Origin of the sequence: Corynebacterium mastitidis DSM 44356, from assembly GCF_000375365.1 — a bacterium.
Lineage (GTDB): Bacteria > Actinomycetota > Actinomycetes > Mycobacteriales > Mycobacteriaceae > Corynebacterium > Corynebacterium mastitidis.
This window is the reverse complement of the sequence record NZ_AQXB01000008.1, coordinates 13,635-28,097: the sequence shown is the minus strand read 5'-3', so window position 1 is coordinate 28,097 and position 14,463 is coordinate 13,635. Positions and strand designations below refer to the sequence as shown.

Genomic DNA, 14,463 nt, shown 5'->3' with positions numbered 1-14,463 from the left:
GGACCGTACCTTATGCGGCCCGCGCGCCGCGCCGCCGCAGGAGATCACGCAAAAAGGCACGAGGGGCGCGCCCTCGTGCCTTTTTGCGATCCTGGGAAGGAGCCTTATGCCTTCTCGATGCTCATGAGCTTGTACTCGCTCTCGGCCATCTCCTTGGCGAAGTTGAGGACGGTGCCGTCCTCGTAGGTGGTCACGGCATGGATGGAGCCGCCGCGGCTCTTGCTGCTGGTGGCGCTGTCGATGGTCTTGCCGGCGAGCTGCACCATCTGGCTGCTAAAGGTATCGCCCTCGTGGAGGTCGTCCACGGAAAGCTCCCCGGCCTGGGTCTCGGCGTCCTCGGCGGGGGCCTCTGCCTCCGCAGGAGCCTCAGCCTCGGCGGGAGCGGCCTCCTCCTGGGGGGCGGCGGAGCCGTCATCAAAGACGTCGGCCACGGAGACGATGATCTCCGTGGGCACCATCATGATGTAACGCGCGGCGTAGGAGTAGGACTGCTCCTCCATGTACACGGTGGCGGAAGCATGCGCGGGAGCTACGCCCATCGCCAGAGCGCAAAGGCCAGCGGTGAAGCCAGCACTAAGCTTCTTCATGCTCGATTTCACTTTCGTCTCGTTGCGGCCGCACCTACGGCGCAACCTGGCTTAATACTCTCTAGCGGTTCACCGGTGTACTCCTGTGACGCCGCTTGGAAAACAATATGCTCTACAAGTTAGCAGACATCTGAGGCTGTGCAAGTGCTACAGCCACACCCGGGAGAAAAAATCCCGCGCGTATGATCGCTCACGATGTTACCCGCTGCATCCCTCCCCGCCCAAACCGCTCTAGATACGGGAGTGTATCTATGAAGTCCCTCAGCGCCGCCACCGTTTTCGCCGCCCTCTCGGGGTTTCTCGTGGTCATCGTGGCCACCCGGACGCTGGACGAGGAGGCAGGTAAGCACTTTCAGGCATACTGGGGCCTCTTCTTCGCCTGCACCGGCATCCTCGACGGCATCATGCAAGAGACCACGCGCACGATCTCGGCGCAGAAGGAAGAGGCTCACCTGTACCCCCGAGGGGGTATCGAAAAGCATTCGCACGCCCTGGCCCCCTGGCACTTCGCGCTCCTCGTCGGCCTCGGCGCCGCGGCGCTGAGCCTCGTCACGGAGCCGCTCTGGGTCTCCCGCATCCTTGGAGATCACCACATGACCGGCAGCGGCCTGCTCGCCCTGGGCCTGTGCCTCTACGCCTTCCAGGCCGTGCTCTCCGGCGCGCTCTCGGGCTGGGAGCGGTGGCCCCAGTACGCCCGGCTCATCGCGCTCGACTCCGGGATTCGCTTCGCCCTGAGCGCGCTCGCCGCGCTCTTCGGCTGGAACATCCTCCCCTTCCTCGTCATCACGGTGGTGGGCACGCTGAGCTGGCTGATCATCCTGGCGGCGGACCCCGCGGCGCGGGCGCACCTGCGCACCCCCGGCCCGGTGTTCCTGGGGGACTTTTCTCGCCGCGCCGGAGCCGCGATGGTGGCCACCGGCGCCTCGGCGGTCATCATCACCGGCGTGGCACCGCTGATCCAGGTGACCATGGAGGAACCCACCGCGGATACCGGGGTGGCGCTCACCGGGATCATGCTGGCCGTCTCCCTCACCCGCGCCCCCATCCTGGTTCCCCTGCAGCGCTTCCAGTCCGCCCTCATCGTGTACTTCGTGCGACACCGCGCGCGGATGCGCCAGGCCGTCGCCGCCCCGGCGGCGGCCTCCCTCGCCGTGGGCGCGGCGGGCGCCGGGCTAGCCTGGCTCATCGGCCCCTGGATCCTGGGCGTCGGGTGGGATCACGACCCCGCCTACGCCGTCCCCGGCCCCCTGCTGGCCGCCCTGACCTTCGCCTCCTCCTGCACCGGGGTGCTCGTCATCACCGGGTCGGCCACCATCGCCGCCGAGCGGCACCGGCTCTACGTCGCCGGGTGGGTGGCCGCCTCCGCCACGGTGTGCGCGGTGCTGTGGTACGGCTCCGACCCCCTGCGCACCATCCCGCTGGCACTGACTGCGGGCCCCATCCTCGGCGCGCTCGTGCACCTCGGCGCCCTGCGCGCCGGACCCGCCACGGGCACCGGGGCGAGCCCCACCCGCGCCGCACGCGCGGGGCGGCACCGGCACTAACATGAGCGGCATGTCCACTCTCGGAGCTTTCGCCCTCCTCTACCACGGTTCCGTGCCCGACCAGGTGCGCGCCTCCCTTGAGTCCCTTGCCGCCCAGACCCGCCGCGCGGACCACATCGCCATCGTCCAGGACGGCCCCGTATCCCTCCAGCTCACGGAGGTGATCGAGGGATTCGCCGCCGAGCACCCCGAGGCCACCATCGTGCGCCTGCCCCGCAACGTGGGCGGCGGGCTGGCCTCCGCCGCCGGGGTGGAGGCGCTGTCCGACGACCTCATCGCCCGGCTGGACACGGACGACATCGCGGACCCGCAGCGCTTTGAAAAGCAGTGCGCCTTCCTCGAGCGCCACCCGGAGGTGGACATCCTGGGCACCGCGATGGCCGAGTTCGAGGACTCCCCCGATCGGGTCACGGCGATCCGCAGCCTGCCGGAGCGCCACGAGGAGCTGGCCCGCTACGCCAAGATGAGTTCCCCCATCAACCACCCCTCGGTGATGATGCGCGCCCGCGCCGTCCACAAGGCGGGCAACTACCGCGACGTGCACTACATGGAGGACTACGACCTCTTCGCCCGCGCCCTGGCCACCGGGGCGCGCTTCCACAACCTGCCGGAGCCGCTGACCTACTTCCGCGTCTCCGCCGCGCAGCTCCGGCGCCGCACCGGCCGCGAGATGTTCGCCGTGGAGCGGCGCATGCAGCGCAACCTCGTCTCCTACGGGCTCATCGGCAAGCCGCGCTCCTGGTTCAACCTCGCGGCGCGCAACACCTACCGCCTCCTGCCCCTGTGGCTTCTGCGGCGCGCCCACGCGTGGTTGTTCCATAGAAAGCGGAACGCCCATTAGTATGTGAGGCATCATGAATGAAGACACGTGGTTGATCGTCCCCTGCTTTAACGAGGGCACCGTCATCGGTGACGTCATCAGCCAGGCCCGCGAGACCTTTCCCAACATCGTGGCCGTCAACGACGGCTCGGCGGATAACTCCGCCGACGCCATCCACCGGGCGGGCGCCCACCTGGTCAACCACCCGGTGAACCTGGGGCAGGGCGCCGCCATCCAAACCGGCGTGGAGTACGCCCGCTCCCAGCCCGGCGCGCGCTACTTTGTCACCTTCGACGCCGACGGCCAGCACCAGGTCAAGGACGTCCTGAGCATGGTGGCCCGGCTGCGCTCCGAGCCCATCGACATCGTGGTGGGCACCCGCTTTGGCCGCCCCCGCAGCGAGACAGACCAGGTGCCCTGGATCAAGCGGGTGGTGCTCAAGACCGTGGTGGCGCTCTCCCCGCGCACCCGCCGCCTGGGACTCACCGACGCCCACAACGGCCTGCGCGCCTTCAACAAGAAGGTGGCCGATCAGCTCAACCTGAGAATGAACGGCATGTCCCACGCCTCGGAGTTCGTGGCCCTCATGGACGACCTGGGCTGGCGCGTGACGGAGCAGCCCGTGGAGATCCTCTACACGGAATACTCCCTGAGCAAGGGGCAGTCCCTGTTCAACGGCGTGAATATCCTGGCCGACGAGCTACTCGCAAGGAGGCTCCCGTGACCGCCCTGATTCAGATCATCCTGCTGTTGGCCACCATCGGCCTCGTGTGGTACTTCATCAGCCACCGCCGGAAGGCCCGCGCCAAGGCCTACGTGAAGATCTCCTTCGTGCTCTTTATCGCGGTATGCATCTGGGCGGTGCTGCGCCCGGACGACCTCACCGTGATCGCCAACTGGGTGGGCGTGGATCGCGGCACGGATCTGCTGCTCTACGGCGTGGTGGTGGCGTTCATGTTCGTCACCATGTCCACCTATGTACGCTTTAGGGAGCTCGAGCTGCGCTACTCCCGCCTGGCCCGCGCCGTGGCCCTGCAAAACGCCATCCGCCCGGAGGACGAGGGCCTGCGCTAAGCGGTTAGACTCGTGCGCATGGCTAACGAGAACAACCCCGATCACCCCTCCTCCGCGGACGGCGTCGATTCCGCCGCCACCCCGGCGGCGCGCCCGGCGCGGGAGGCGTCCGAGGCGAGGCACGCCGCCCCCTCCCCTTCTCCCGACGCCTCGGCCGAGGCCGCGGCCACGCCCGCCCCGGAGCCCGAGAACGGCGAGGTTTCCGAAGGCACTGCGGGTACTGAGGGCACCAAGGAAGCAGAGAAGTCCGGCCCGGTTCCCGGCTGGGCCAAGGCCGCCATCGGCACGTTAACGGTGATCGCCCTGGCCGCCGGGGCGGGCGGCTTCCTGCTGGGCACGAACATGCGCTCGGGCACCGACGCCGAGGCGGCCTCCTACATCGGCGGGCCCGGCGGCCCGATGCGTTCCCTGGCCGACGTGCACCGGGTGAACCCCGACGATCCCTTTGCTCAGGGCCCCACGGACGCCAAGGTGGTGGTCTCCTACTTCGGGGACCTCGAGTGCCCCGTGTGCGCCGCCTACAAGCGGGACGCGGAGCCCAGGATCATCGACGAATACGTCAACAGCGGCCGGGTGCGCCTGGAGTGGAACGACTTTCCGCTGGTGAACGAGAACTCCTTCCTGGGCGCACAGGCGGGCCGCGCGGCGGCCGCGCAGGGCAAGTTCTGGGAGTTCACGCGCGCCGTGTACGCCTCCTTCGAGGGCAAGGAGCACCCCGAGCACACGCTGGATGACTTCGTGGGCTTTGCCGAGCAGGCCGGGGTTCCGGACATCGCCAGGTTCCGCTCCGAGGTGGAATCCGGCAAGTACGCGGGCACCATCGTGCAGGCCATGACCTACGCGAGCTACGTGGGCGTGACCAGCGTGCCCACCTTTGTGATTAACGGCGTCCCGGTGCTGGGGAACGACTACGACTCGCTCAAGGAGGCCATCGAGCAGTCCCTGGAAAACGGGCACCCCGAGCAGCCGCCCATGCCGCAGGAGGTCGCGGGCCCGGAGGGTGACCCCGCCGCCCAGGAGGCACAGGAGGCCGCGCAGGAGGATCAGGGGCAGGCTCCCCAGGAGGCCCCCGCCGAGGAGCAGTAGCCGCGCGGCGCGGGGCTCGGAGGGGACGGGGCCGAGAGCTCAGCCCCTACTCGCCCCGGAAGAACTCCACGGTGCGCCGCACGCCCTCGGCCAGGGGCACCTGCGGCTCCCAGCCCAGCACCTCCTGGGCGCGGCGATAGCTCAGCGCGGAGCGGGGCACGTCCCCCAGGCGCGCGGGGACGTACTCGGGATCGTCGGCGGCCCCGGCGGCCTGCGCCACGAGGGCGTGCAGCTCGCGGTCGGAGGTCTCCACCGAGGTGCCGATGTTAAAGCGCATGCCGCCGCCTCGCTCTCCGGCGGCGAGGCAGAAGGCGCGCACCACGTCGCCCACGTACACGTAGTCGCGGGTGTTTTCTCCCCCGCCAAAGACCTTGGTGGGCTGCCCCTGGAGCAGGCGCTGCGAGAAGATCGCCACCACGCCCGCCTCCCCGTGGGGATTCTGGCGCGGGCCGTACACGTTGGCCGGGGCGATGTGCGTGCACTCCAGGCCGTAGAGGTGGCGGAAGGTGTTGAGGTAGGTCTCGCCCGCGAACTTCGAGGCCGCGTAGGGGGAATGGGGGTCCACGGGGGTGTCCTCCCCGACGGGGAAGGAGTCCGGCTCGCCGTAGATGGATCCCCCGGAGGAGGTGTGCACGATCTTGCGCACGCCGTGGCGGCGGGCGGCGTCGGCAAGCCTGATGGTGGCCAGGATGTTGGTCTGGGCGTCGGCCACCGGATCGGCCACGGAGGCCCGGACGTCGATCTGGGCGGCCAGGTGAAAGATCACCTCGGGGCGGTGCTGCGCGAGGAGCGCGTCCATGTCCACGGTGCGCACGTCCTCCTCCACCAGAGTGAGGCGCCCGGTGGCCTCCGCCCGGCGGAGGTTGTCCCGCCTGCCGGAGGAGAGATTATCCAGCACCACCACGCTGTGCCCCTCGTCCAGGAGGGCGTCGCTGAGGTGAGAACCGATGAATCCGGCGCCGCCGGTAACAAGTGTGCGCATGGTTACTACCTTAGCGGTGCCCCGGCGGGCGTCGTCGGGCCGCCCGGGCCTCCCACGCCACGCCCGCGGACGCCATGAGCACGCCGAAGCCCAGCATCTGCGGGTAGGTGAACACCCCGCCGAGGAAGGTGAGCAGCGCGGGGAACATCATCCCCAGGTAGGTGCAGCAGTAGTAGATTCCGGTCAGGCCCGCGAGGTCCTCCGGCAGCGCTATGCGCTGCGTCTCCGCCAGGCCGATGAACATGGCCAGGCCGTAGGCCATGCCGAGGAGGATCGCGCACGCCACCCCGCCCCACACGGTGGGGTGCATGGCGGTGAGCGTGGCGCAGGCCATGCCGCCCGCCGCGAGGGCCATCGCGCTCACCGGCCCGCGCCGCCCGCCGGAGTCAAAGCGCGGCCCCACCTGCTGGATGGCAAAGCCGCAACCCATGGTGATCAGCGAGATCATGCCCGTGTACGCCACCGCGTGCTCGATCTGCCCCTGCAGCCGCGAGGTGATGATCGTCTGCGCGGTAAAGGAGCAGCCGAACACCCACGGGGCCATGGGGGCGACCACGGTGAGAAAGCGCCGGCTGCGCAGGGAGGGCACGCTGGCGTCGCTGAGCACGTCGCGCAGCGAGGCCCCCCGCCCCCGGTGCGTCTCCGGCACCCGGAACAGCAGCGGGTACACCGCCAGGGTGAGCGCTATGTGCACCGCGTAGATGAGCTGGCCGGGGTAGCTGGCCCACTGCGCCAGGACCCCGGCGGTGAGCGGCCCGAGCGCCAGCCCGATGGTCAGCGTCATGGAGGCCCGCTTGGCGCCCGCGGAGGCGCGCGCCTCCGGCTCGTGCGGCGGCATGGACAGCTCCTTGAGCCAGCTCCCGCCCGCCGTCATGGCGATACCGAGGGCCAGGCCCGCCACGAAGCGCCCCGAGGCGAGCACCGGGGCGAGGTGCTCGCCCGCGGCGATGAGCACCGAGGCCGCCATCGCCAGGCCCGGCGCGGGCAGCATCACCGCCTTGCGCCCCCAGTAGTCCGAGAGGGAGCCCGCCACCAGCAGGCCCACGCCCACCCCCACCGCGTAGATCGCAAGCATGGAGTCCACGAAGAGGTCCGCGAACTCCCCCTCCCCCCGGTAGAACACGATCATGGAGGTGAACTGGTTGCCGCCCCACGCCACGGCGAACATGCTCAGCGCCACGCGCAGCCACAGGCGGGGGGAGGGGTGTGTAGTGGGCATAGCAAGGATGGTACGCGTGAGTGACGTGAGACACGAGAAGGGGAGAAAACCCATCGGTTACACTCTTCCCATGGCACACATCTCCAAGGGCCGGGTGCGTACCCGCCACCTCCTTCAGGCAAAGGAACAAGGGCGCAAGATCACGGCGCTGACCAGCTACGACGCCCTCACCTCCGGCATCTTCGACGAGGCCGGGGTGGACATGCTGCTGGTGGGCGACTCCGCCGCCAACGTGGTGCTCGGGCACTCCTCCACCCTGCCCATCACGGTGGACGAGCTGATCCCCATGGCCCGCGCCGTGGCGGGGGCCGCGCGGCGCGCCTTCGTGGTGGCCGACCTCCCCTTTGGCAGCTACGAGTCCGGCCCGGCCCAGGCCCTGGCCACCGCCGCGCGCTTCATGAAGGAATGCGGGGTGGCCGCCGTGAAGATCGAGGGCGGCGCGGAGATCGCCCCCACCATCGCCGCGCTCGTCCGGGCGGGCATTCCCGTGGTGGGCCACCTGGGCTACACCCCGCAGTCCGAGCACGCCCTGGGCGGGCACGTGGTGCAGGGCCGGGGTGAGGCCGCCGAGAAGCTGCGCGCGGACGCCCACGCGATCCAGGAGGCGGGCGTGTGCGCAATGGTCTTTGAGATGGTGCCCGCCGCCACGGCGGAGTCGATCAGCGCGGGGCTGGCCGTGCCCACCATCGGCATCGGGGCCGGGGCGGGCACGGACGGGCAGATCCTCGTGTGGACGGACGCCTTCGGCCTCACCCGGGGCCGCACGCCGCGCTTTGTGCGCGCCTACGCCCACCTCGGGGAGGAGCTGGACCGGGCCGCCCGCGCCTACATCCGCGACGTGCAGGCCTCCACCTTCCCCCAGGCGGCGGAGTCCTTCGAGGAGAAGCCGTGACGATCACCGTGTGCCGCACCACCGCGGAGCTGCGCGACGCCCTCGAGGCCGCGCCCACCGACTCCCTCGGCCTGGTGCCCACGATGGGCGCCCTCCACCAGGGGCACGGCACCCTGATCCGCCAGGCGCTCCGGGACAACGACCGGGTGGCGGTGAGCGTCTTTGTCAACCCCCTTCAGTTCTCCCGCAACGGGGACTGCGAGGACTACCGCCTCTACCCGCGCCAGCCGGAGGCCGACGTCGCCTTCCTCGACGGGCTCGGCGCGCACGTGGTGTTCCTGCCCGACGTGGCGGAGATGTACCCCGAGGGCGAGCCGCGGCTGTGGGTGCGCACCGGCGCGATGGGGTCCGTGCTGGAGGGAGCCAGCCGCCCCGGCCACTTCGACGGCGTGGCCACCGTGGTGTCCAAGCTCTTTCACCTCGTCCGGCCCACCCGCGCCTACTTTGGCAGCAAGGACGCGCAGCAGGTGGCCATCGTGCGCCGCCTGGTGCGCGACCTCAACTTTCCCGTCCGCATCGAGGAGGTCCCCATCGCGCGGGCCGAGGACGGACTGGCGGAGTCCAGCCGCAACCAGCGCCTCTCGCCTACAGCCCGCCGCCACGCCCTGGCGCTCTCGCGCACCCTCTTCGGGCTCCAGGAGCGCGCCGCCGCGCGCCGCCCCCTGGACCTCGACCGCGCGCGGCGGGGCCTCGGAGACTCCCCGGGCGTGGACCTGGACTACCTGGTGGTGGTCGATCCCGGCACCCTGGAGCCGCTGGACGGCGCCGCCCTCTCCGCGCCCCTGGCCGCGCCCGCCCTGGCGCTGGTGGCGGCCACCGTGGGCGGGGTGCGGCTGATCGACAACGCCGTGCTGGGGGCCGCATAGGACCGCGCCGGAGGGCCGCCGTCCTATAGTGGCCCCGTGATTCCCCTGCGCTCCCCGCACCCGCAACGCCACCGCGAGGTCATCGTCCTCGGCGGCGGGCAGGCCGGCCTGGCCACCGCGTACTACCTGCTCAAGGCAGGGATAGACGCGCTGGTCCTGGACGATCAGCCCGCCCCCGGCGGCGCCTGGCGCCACGGCTGGCCCTCGCTGCGGCTCTTTTCCACCGCGGGCTTTTCCAACCTGCCGGGCATGCCCATGCCGAGCCACCCCGGTTTCCCTCCGGCCTCGCACGTGATCGGCTACCTCGCCGCCTACGAGCGCCGCTACCGGATCCCCGTGGAGCGCCCCGTGCGCGTGCGCGAGGTCGCCCACGCGGGCGGCCGCTTTCGCCTGCGCACCGCGCACCCGGACCGCTCCTGGACGGCGGAGGTGGTGATCGCCGCCACCGGAACGTGGTCCGCGCCCTTTGTCCCCGCCTACCCGGGCTCCTTTCCCGGCACCCAGTGGCACTCGGCGGGCTACCCCGGCCCCGGCCCGTTCCGGGGCTCCACGGTGGCCGTGGTGGGCGGGGCGAACTCCGGCGCGCAGATCGCCGCGGAGCTTACGGACGATCCCGCCGTGCGCGCGGTGACCTGGTACACCCGGCGCCCGCCCCGCTGGATGCCGGACGACGTGGACGGGCGGGTGCTCTTCCACCGCAACCGCGAGCGGGCCGCCGCCATCGCCCGGGGCGAGCCCGATCCCGGGGCGGACTCCGCCCTGGGAGACATCGTGGTCACCCCCGAGGTGCGCACCGCCCGCGACTCCGGCCGCCTCGCCGCCACCCCCATGTTTTCCTCGCTGAGCGAGATCCCGGCGGAGCACCTGATCTGGTGCACGGGCTTCCGCCCGGCCCTCGGCCCCGTCCGCCCCCTCCTGCGCCACGGGGAACCCCGCGTGCCCGGCCTGTTCCTCGTGGGCTACGGGGACTGGGCCTACCCCGGCTCGGCCACCCTCGCCGGGGTGGGGCCCGCCGCCCGGGAGGCCGCCCGCGCCGCCGCCGAGCTGCTGGGCAGGCCGGTGCGACGCCCGCGCCGCTAGTACCCCCGCTTGATCCACTCCTCCAGGTGCGGGGCCTCCGCGCCGATGGTGGTGTGGTCCCCGTGCCCGGTGCGCACGGTGGTCTCCGCGGGCAGGTCGAGCAGCGAGGTCTTCAGGGACGCGATGATCGTGTCAAAGGAGCTGTAGCTGCGCCCCGTGGCGCCCGGCCCGCCCTGGAAGAGCGTGTCCCCCGAGAACAGCTCGGCGGCCTCGGGCAGGTAGAGGCAGCACGACCCCGGCGAGTGGCCGGGGGTGTTGAGCACCGTCATGCGCGTGCCCGCCACCTCGAAGGCCTGGCCGTCGCTCAGGTCGCTGTGGGCCACGCCCGGCAGGGTCTCCTCCCACAGCATCTGATCGCCGGGGTGGACGAAGATCGGGGCGTCGCACCGCTGCGCCAGCTCCGGCGCCGCGTTGATGTGGTCGTTGTGGGCGTGGGTGCAGATGATCCCGCGCACGGCGCGATCCCCCACGGCGTCGATGATGGGAGCGGCGTCGTGAGCGGCGTCGATGATGTACACCTCGGAGTCGTCGCCCACCAGCCACACGTTGTTCTCCACCTCCCACTCGCCGCCGTCGAGGGCAAAGATGCCGGAGGTGAGCACGTGATCCACGCGCAGGTCGGTGTGCGCCATCAGAGCACCACCACCGAGCGCAGCACGTCGCCGGACTTCATCGTGGCAAAGGCCGCCTCCACGCCGTCGAGCGCGATCCGCTCGGAGACAAAGTCCCCCAGCGGGAAGCGCCCCTGCAGGTGCAGGTCCACGTAGGCGGGGAAGTCCCGCTCCGGGAGGCAGTCGCCGTACCAGGAGGGCTTGAGGCTCCCGCCGCGCGAGAAGAAGTCGATGGCCGGGATCTCGATGGCGGAGGTGAGGTTGGGAACGCCCACCATCACCATGCGGCCCGCGTGGTCGCGGGAGTAAAAGGCCTGCCGCCAGGTGGGCATGATGCCCACGGCGTCGATGGTCACGTCCGCGCCGAAGCCGCCGGTCAGCTCCCGCACCTTCTCGATGACCTCCTCCTCGGAAAGCTCGGCGGAGTTCAGGGTGTGGGTGGCGCCCAGGGTGCGCGCCCACTCCAGCTTGCGCTCGTCCACGTCCACGGCGATCACGGTGGTGGCGTCGTTCATCCGGGCGCCCGCCACGGCCGCAGCCCCCACGCCGCCGCAGCCAAAGACCGCCACGGACTCCCCGCGCCGGACCTGCGCGGTGTTCACCGCCGCGCCCACGCCCGCCATCACGCCGCAGCCCAGCAGCCCGGCGGCGGCGGGGTCCTCCTCGGGGTTGACCTTGGTGCACTGGCCCTCGTGCACCAGGGTCTTTTCCGCGAACGCGCCGATGCCCAGGGCCGGGGTCAGCTCGGTGCCGTCCTCCAGGGTCATCTTCTTCGAGGCGTTGAAGGTGGCAAAGCAGTAGTGCGGCTCCCCGCGCTTGCAGGCGCGGCACTCGCCGCACACGGCGCGCCAGTTGAGCACCACGAAGTCCCCCACCTCCACGTGGGTGACGGCCTCGCCCACCTCCTCCACCACGCCGGCGGCCTCGTGGCCCAGCAGGAAGGGGTAGGCGTCCTCGATGTCGCCGTCGCGGTAGGCCATGTCCGTGTGGCACACGCCGCAGGCCTGGACCTTGACCACCACGTCGTGCGCGCCGGGGTCCGGCACCACGATGGTGGCGCTTTCCACGGGCTCGCCCTTGGCGCGCGAGACGATGCCGGTGACCTTGTGGGACATATCGGGCTCCTTACATACGGGTTCTCGATGCAGTTACCTGGCCGAGTCTAACGCCGGGTCCGGCGAGCCGCCGCAGGTGAGAATCGTTTTCGTTTAGCCGCGCAGGGCCTCGTAGCCCGGGACACCCGCCGCAGCGTTGGCGGCGAGCACGCCGTTGGTACGCCGCGCCTCGGCCTCCCCGGGCGCCTCCATGCCGGCGGCCCGGTTCGCGGCGGCTATCCCGCTGATCCGCTCCGTGGCCCCAGGAGCCTCCGGTGCCTTCTTCTTTCCGCCGCCCGAGGCCACGGCCACGATCCTATGCATGAGGGCCCCCGTGGCAACGGGGTACCGGGCCTGCGCCTTCACAAAGAGGGAATCCAGGATATTCCTCGGGTTCTTCATGCGTTCTCCTCCACTCCCATCATGCGCATCACGCGCTCGCGGATCTCGCTCACCTCAGGGCGCATTTCTTGCGCGTCCTCGGGGACCATCGCGGCACGGGTGCGCCTCTCCAACACGTCCTCCACCGTCACCGCCCCCTCGTGGGTAAAGGCATACTCCACCTCGGCCCTGGTCACGTCCAGAGAGCCCACCGTGTCCAGGGGGCGCTCCACCGTCGCGGCTTCCACCACGCGGGGGGCCTCGTTGCCAAATCGACGGATCATCGCCTCCGGCAGCCCATGCAGGTCACGGACCGCAATGTGGGAGTAGTCCCGATGCCCGGGCGCGCCGACGAGGGGAAAGTTCCGCGTCACGCACTCCCCCGCCCGCAGGCCGCGGTCCTCGATCACCCTGTCCAGGGTCTCCTCCGCCATGAGGCGGTACTCGGTAAACTTGCCGCCCACCACGGAGAACATGCCATCGCGGGAGGCCACCACCGCGTGGCGGCGCGAAAGATCCGCAGTAGATCCCCCCTGCCCGCTATCCAGCAGGGGCCTCAGCCCGGTAAAGGCCCCCACCACGTCGTCCCGGGTGAGCTTGCGGTCCAGCGCGCGGTTGATATTGCGGAGCAAGAAATCCACGTCCTCCTCCGGGGTCGGGGGCACGTCCGGGATCTCCCCGGGGGCGTCCTCGTCCGTCAGACCCAGGTAGCAGCGGCCGTGCGGCGCCGGGAGGATAAAAAGATACCGCGAAACGGAGCCCGGCAGCGGCACCGTGAGCGCCCCGGTGGGGTTGCCCAGGGACTCCGCGCGGAACACAAGGTGCGTGCCCCTCGCGGGACGCACCTTAATATCCGGGTCCAACCCCCCGGCCCACACCCCGGCGGCGCTGATCACCGCGCGCGCCCGCACCGTAAGCTCCCTGCCCGCCAGCCTATCGCGCAGGGTGACCTCGTCTCCGCTGGCGCGCGTGGCCTCGCAATACGTGAGAATCCTCGCTCCCTCGCGGGCCGCGGTGCGGGCGATAGCCGTGACCATGCGCGCGTCATCCACCATCTGCCCGTCATAATTCACCCACGCGCCCCGCATCTTCGTGCGCGCCACCGCCGGACAGAGCCGCAGGGTTTCCTCCCGGGAGGCGTAGCGCGAGCGCGGCAACGTGTCGGCCGAGGTTCCTGCGGTGATCCGCAGCGCATCGCCCGCCAGGAATCCCACCCGGGTGGCGGCCTTTTGCACCAGGGTAGAGTCATCCCCCAGCGCCATAACCTGCGGCAAGGCCCGGACCAGGTGGGGGGCGGTGCACTCCATGATGATCCCGCGCTCCACCGCCGAGTGATGGGCGATACCCAGCTCCATCTTGGCGAGGTAGCGCAGGCCCCCGTGGGCCAGCTTGGAGGACCACCGGGAGGTGCCAAAAGCAAGGTCGTGCTTTTCCACCAGCACGGTGGAAAGGCCCCTCGTGATGGCGTCCAGGGCTAACCCCACCCCGGTAATGCCGCCGCCGATGATCACCACGTCCACGGCATCGTCGCTGGCGACCAGGGCCTCCAGCTCGCGCTCGCGCCGCAGCGCGTTGAGCGCGGAGGTTGCACCATGAGCATTCACTGGCATAAGTATCCCTTCAACATTGCGGTGAGCTCGTTGGCCCACTCCTCCTCCGACGGCACCCCGGCGCTCATCGCCTCGGCGGAGAGCACCAGCGACTGCACCACCATGAAAATCTGCGTGGCGATGACCTTGGGTTCCCCGCGCCGCATGGCGGGGTCTGTTTGCTGGACGCGGGCCACGACGTTCTTGATAAAGCGCACCAGGATCTCCTGGCTCTCCCCAAAGCGCTGAAACTGATACGTCAGCAGCAGCTCCGGGCTCTTACCCAACATCTGGGCCAGGAACTCGTTGCGCCGGGCGTGGCGGGCCACCGCCACGAGCGCCTCGCAGAGGCCCTCGGCGTCCTGCGGCAGGGGATAGGCGGCGTCGAGAAGCCCCACGATCTCCCGGGTGAGCACCTTGCGTGCGAGGTTATCCACGCTGCCAAAGTAGGAGTAAACGGTGGGGCGGGATACCCCCGCCCGGCGCGCCACCGCCACCATCGTGGTCCCGCCCACGCCCCTTTCCATGAAGCACTGCCGCGCGGCGGCGAGGATGGCCTCCTCCGCCTCCGTGCGCTTGTCGGCGGCGACGTCCACGCTGGTTACCACGGCCCGTTCCTTTCCTAGCCCTGCCTGTAC

General features: G+C 70.5%; 16 protein-coding genes. 8 read left to right on the top strand and 8 right to left on the bottom strand.

The window, feature by feature from the left end; translation table 11 throughout:
* Nucleotides 1–104 precede the first annotated feature (104 nt).
* Nucleotides 105–539: a hypothetical protein gene (locus tag B140_RS14230; protein ID WP_211208161.1), complete on the bottom strand. Its 435-nt coding sequence runs from the start codon at nt 537–539 to the stop codon at nt 105–107.
* A gap of 299 nt (nt 540–838) precedes the next feature.
* Between B140_RS14230 and B140_RS12500 the strand changes: the two genes are divergently transcribed.
* Genes B140_RS12500 through B140_RS13025 form a run of 5 tightly spaced genes read left to right on the top strand, consistent with a single transcriptional unit; the run spans nt 839 to nt 5,111 of the window.
* Nucleotides 839–2,131, top strand: a complete 1,293-nt coding sequence (locus B140_RS12500) for a hypothetical protein (RefSeq protein ID WP_018119191.1) — start codon at nt 839–841, stop codon at nt 2,129–2,131.
* Nucleotides 2,132–2,141: 10 nt separating this feature from the next.
* Nucleotides 2,142–2,972, top strand: coding sequence for a glycosyltransferase (locus tag B140_RS0109835; RefSeq protein ID WP_018119190.1), 831 nt, complete (start codon nt 2,142–2,144; stop codon nt 2,970–2,972).
* Nucleotides 2,973–2,985: 13 nt separating this feature from the next.
* Nucleotides 2,986–3,675 (top strand): glycosyltransferase family 2 protein, encoded by a 690-nt coding sequence (locus B140_RS0109830; protein ID WP_425304665.1) that lies wholly within the window; start codon nt 2,986–2,988, stop codon nt 3,673–3,675.
* Nucleotides 3,672–4,025 carry a DUF2304 domain-containing protein gene (locus B140_RS0109825; RefSeq protein WP_018119188.1) on the top strand — a complete coding sequence of 118 codons (354 nt, stop codon included), beginning with the start codon at nt 3,672–3,674 and terminating at the stop codon, nt 4,023–4,025. The genes B140_RS0109830 and B140_RS0109825 overlap by 4 nt, the downstream gene beginning before the upstream one ends.
* 18 nt (nt 4,026–4,043) lie before the next feature.
* Nucleotides 4,044–5,111 (top strand): DsbA family protein, encoded by a 1,068-nt coding sequence (locus tag B140_RS13025; RefSeq protein ID WP_018119187.1) that lies wholly within the window; start codon nt 4,044–4,046, stop codon nt 5,109–5,111.
* 46 nt (nt 5,112–5,157) lie between these two features.
* On the opposite strand, the gene B140_RS0109815 is transcribed toward B140_RS13025, so the two are convergent.
* Both B140_RS0109815 and B140_RS0109810 read right to left on the bottom strand, forming a co-directional pair.
* Complete coding sequence (locus B140_RS0109815) at nt 5,158–6,093, bottom strand: NAD-dependent epimerase/dehydratase family protein (RefSeq protein ID WP_018119186.1); 936 nt, start codon at nt 6,091–6,093, stop codon at nt 5,158–5,160.
* Nucleotides 6,094–6,103: 10 nt separating this feature from the next.
* Entirely contained in the window at nt 6,104–7,312 is a 1,209-nt protein-coding gene (locus tag B140_RS0109810; protein WP_026166208.1) for an MFS transporter, read from the bottom strand.
* 70 nt (nt 7,313–7,382) lie between these two features.
* Between B140_RS0109810 and panB the strand changes: the two genes are divergently transcribed.
* The 3 genes from panB to B140_RS0109795 are packed head-to-tail and all read left to right on the top strand — an operon-like array spanning nt 7,383 to nt 10,150.
* Entirely contained in the window at nt 7,383–8,204 is an 822-nt protein-coding gene (gene panB, locus B140_RS0109805; RefSeq protein WP_018119184.1) for a 3-methyl-2-oxobutanoate hydroxymethyltransferase, read from the top strand.
* A 2-nt stretch (nt 8,205–8,206) separates the two neighbouring features.
* Nucleotides 8,207–9,070, top strand: a complete 864-nt coding sequence (gene panC, locus B140_RS0109800; protein WP_026166207.1) for a pantoate--beta-alanine ligase — start codon at nt 8,207–8,209, stop codon at nt 9,068–9,070.
* Nucleotides 9,071–9,106: 36 nt separating this feature from the next.
* A complete protein-coding gene (locus tag B140_RS0109795) occupies nt 9,107–10,150 on the top strand; it encodes an FAD-dependent oxidoreductase (protein ID WP_018119182.1) in 1,044 nt (347 codons plus the stop codon).
* Here the strand turns inward: B140_RS0109795 and B140_RS0109790 are convergent.
* The 5 genes from B140_RS0109790 to B140_RS0109770 form a co-directional block, all read right to left on the bottom strand.
* Nucleotides 10,147–10,782, bottom strand: coding sequence for an MBL fold metallo-hydrolase (locus tag B140_RS0109790; protein ID WP_018119181.1), 636 nt, complete (start codon nt 10,780–10,782; stop codon nt 10,147–10,149). The two genes, B140_RS0109795 and B140_RS0109790, sit on opposite strands and share 4 nt — an antisense overlap.
* On the bottom strand, nt 10,782–11,876 hold the full coding sequence (locus B140_RS0109785; RefSeq protein ID WP_018119180.1) for an S-(hydroxymethyl)mycothiol dehydrogenase: 1,095 nt from the start codon (nt 11,874–11,876) through the stop codon (nt 10,782–10,784). The genes B140_RS0109790 and B140_RS0109785 overlap by 1 nt, the downstream gene beginning before the upstream one ends.
* A gap of 93 nt (nt 11,877–11,969) precedes the next feature.
* A complete protein-coding gene (locus B140_RS0109780) occupies nt 11,970–12,257 on the bottom strand; it encodes a hypothetical protein (RefSeq protein WP_018119179.1) in 288 nt (95 codons plus the stop codon).
* Nucleotides 12,254–13,846 (bottom strand): glycerol-3-phosphate dehydrogenase/oxidase, encoded by a 1,593-nt coding sequence (locus B140_RS12490; protein ID WP_040426450.1) that lies wholly within the window; start codon nt 13,844–13,846, stop codon nt 12,254–12,256. The genes B140_RS0109780 and B140_RS12490 overlap by 4 nt, the downstream gene beginning before the upstream one ends.
* Complete coding sequence (locus B140_RS0109770) at nt 13,837–14,433, bottom strand: TetR/AcrR family transcriptional regulator (protein ID WP_018119177.1); 597 nt, start codon at nt 14,431–14,433, stop codon at nt 13,837–13,839. The genes B140_RS12490 and B140_RS0109770 overlap by 10 nt, the downstream gene beginning before the upstream one ends.
* Between the last annotated feature and the right edge of the window lie 30 nt (nt 14,434–14,463).

Excerpts from the sequence above, each read along its gene's own strand:
- panB (WP_018119184.1), top strand. The coding sequence starts at position 7,383 with ATGGCACACATCTCCAAGGGCCGGGTGCGTACCCGCCACCTCCTTCAG.
- B140_RS14230 (WP_211208161.1), bottom strand. The coding sequence starts at position 539 with ATGGGCGTAGCTCCCGCGCATGCTTCCGCCACCGTGTACATGGAGGAG.
- B140_RS0109780 (WP_018119179.1), bottom strand. The coding sequence starts at position 12,257 with ATGAAGAACCCGAGGAATATCCTGGATTCCCTCTTTGTGAAGGCGCAG.
- B140_RS0109790 (WP_018119181.1), bottom strand. The coding sequence starts at position 10,782 with ATGGCGCACACCGACCTGCGCGTGGATCACGTGCTCACCTCCGGCATC.
- B140_RS0109810 (WP_026166208.1), bottom strand. The coding sequence starts at position 7,312 with ATGCCCACTACACACCCCTCCCCCCGCCTGTGGCTGCGCGTGGCGCTG.
- B140_RS13025 (WP_018119187.1), top strand. The coding sequence starts at position 4,044 with ATGGCTAACGAGAACAACCCCGATCACCCCTCCTCCGCGGACGGCGTC.
- B140_RS12490 (WP_040426450.1), bottom strand. The coding sequence starts at position 13,846 with ATGCCAGTGAATGCTCATGGTGCAACCTCCGCGCTCAACGCGCTGCGG.
- B140_RS0109835 (WP_018119190.1), top strand. The coding sequence starts at position 2,142 with ATGTCCACTCTCGGAGCTTTCGCCCTCCTCTACCACGGTTCCGTGCCC.
- B140_RS0109830 (WP_425304665.1), top strand. The coding sequence starts at position 2,986 with ATGAATGAAGACACGTGGTTGATCGTCCCCTGCTTTAACGAGGGCACC.
- B140_RS12500 (WP_018119191.1), top strand. The coding sequence starts at position 839 with ATGAAGTCCCTCAGCGCCGCCACCGTTTTCGCCGCCCTCTCGGGGTTT.
- B140_RS0109785 (WP_018119180.1), bottom strand. The coding sequence starts at position 11,876 with ATGTCCCACAAGGTCACCGGCATCGTCTCGCGCGCCAAGGGCGAGCCC.
- B140_RS0109815 (WP_018119186.1), bottom strand. The coding sequence starts at position 6,093 with ATGCGCACACTTGTTACCGGCGGCGCCGGATTCATCGGTTCTCACCTC.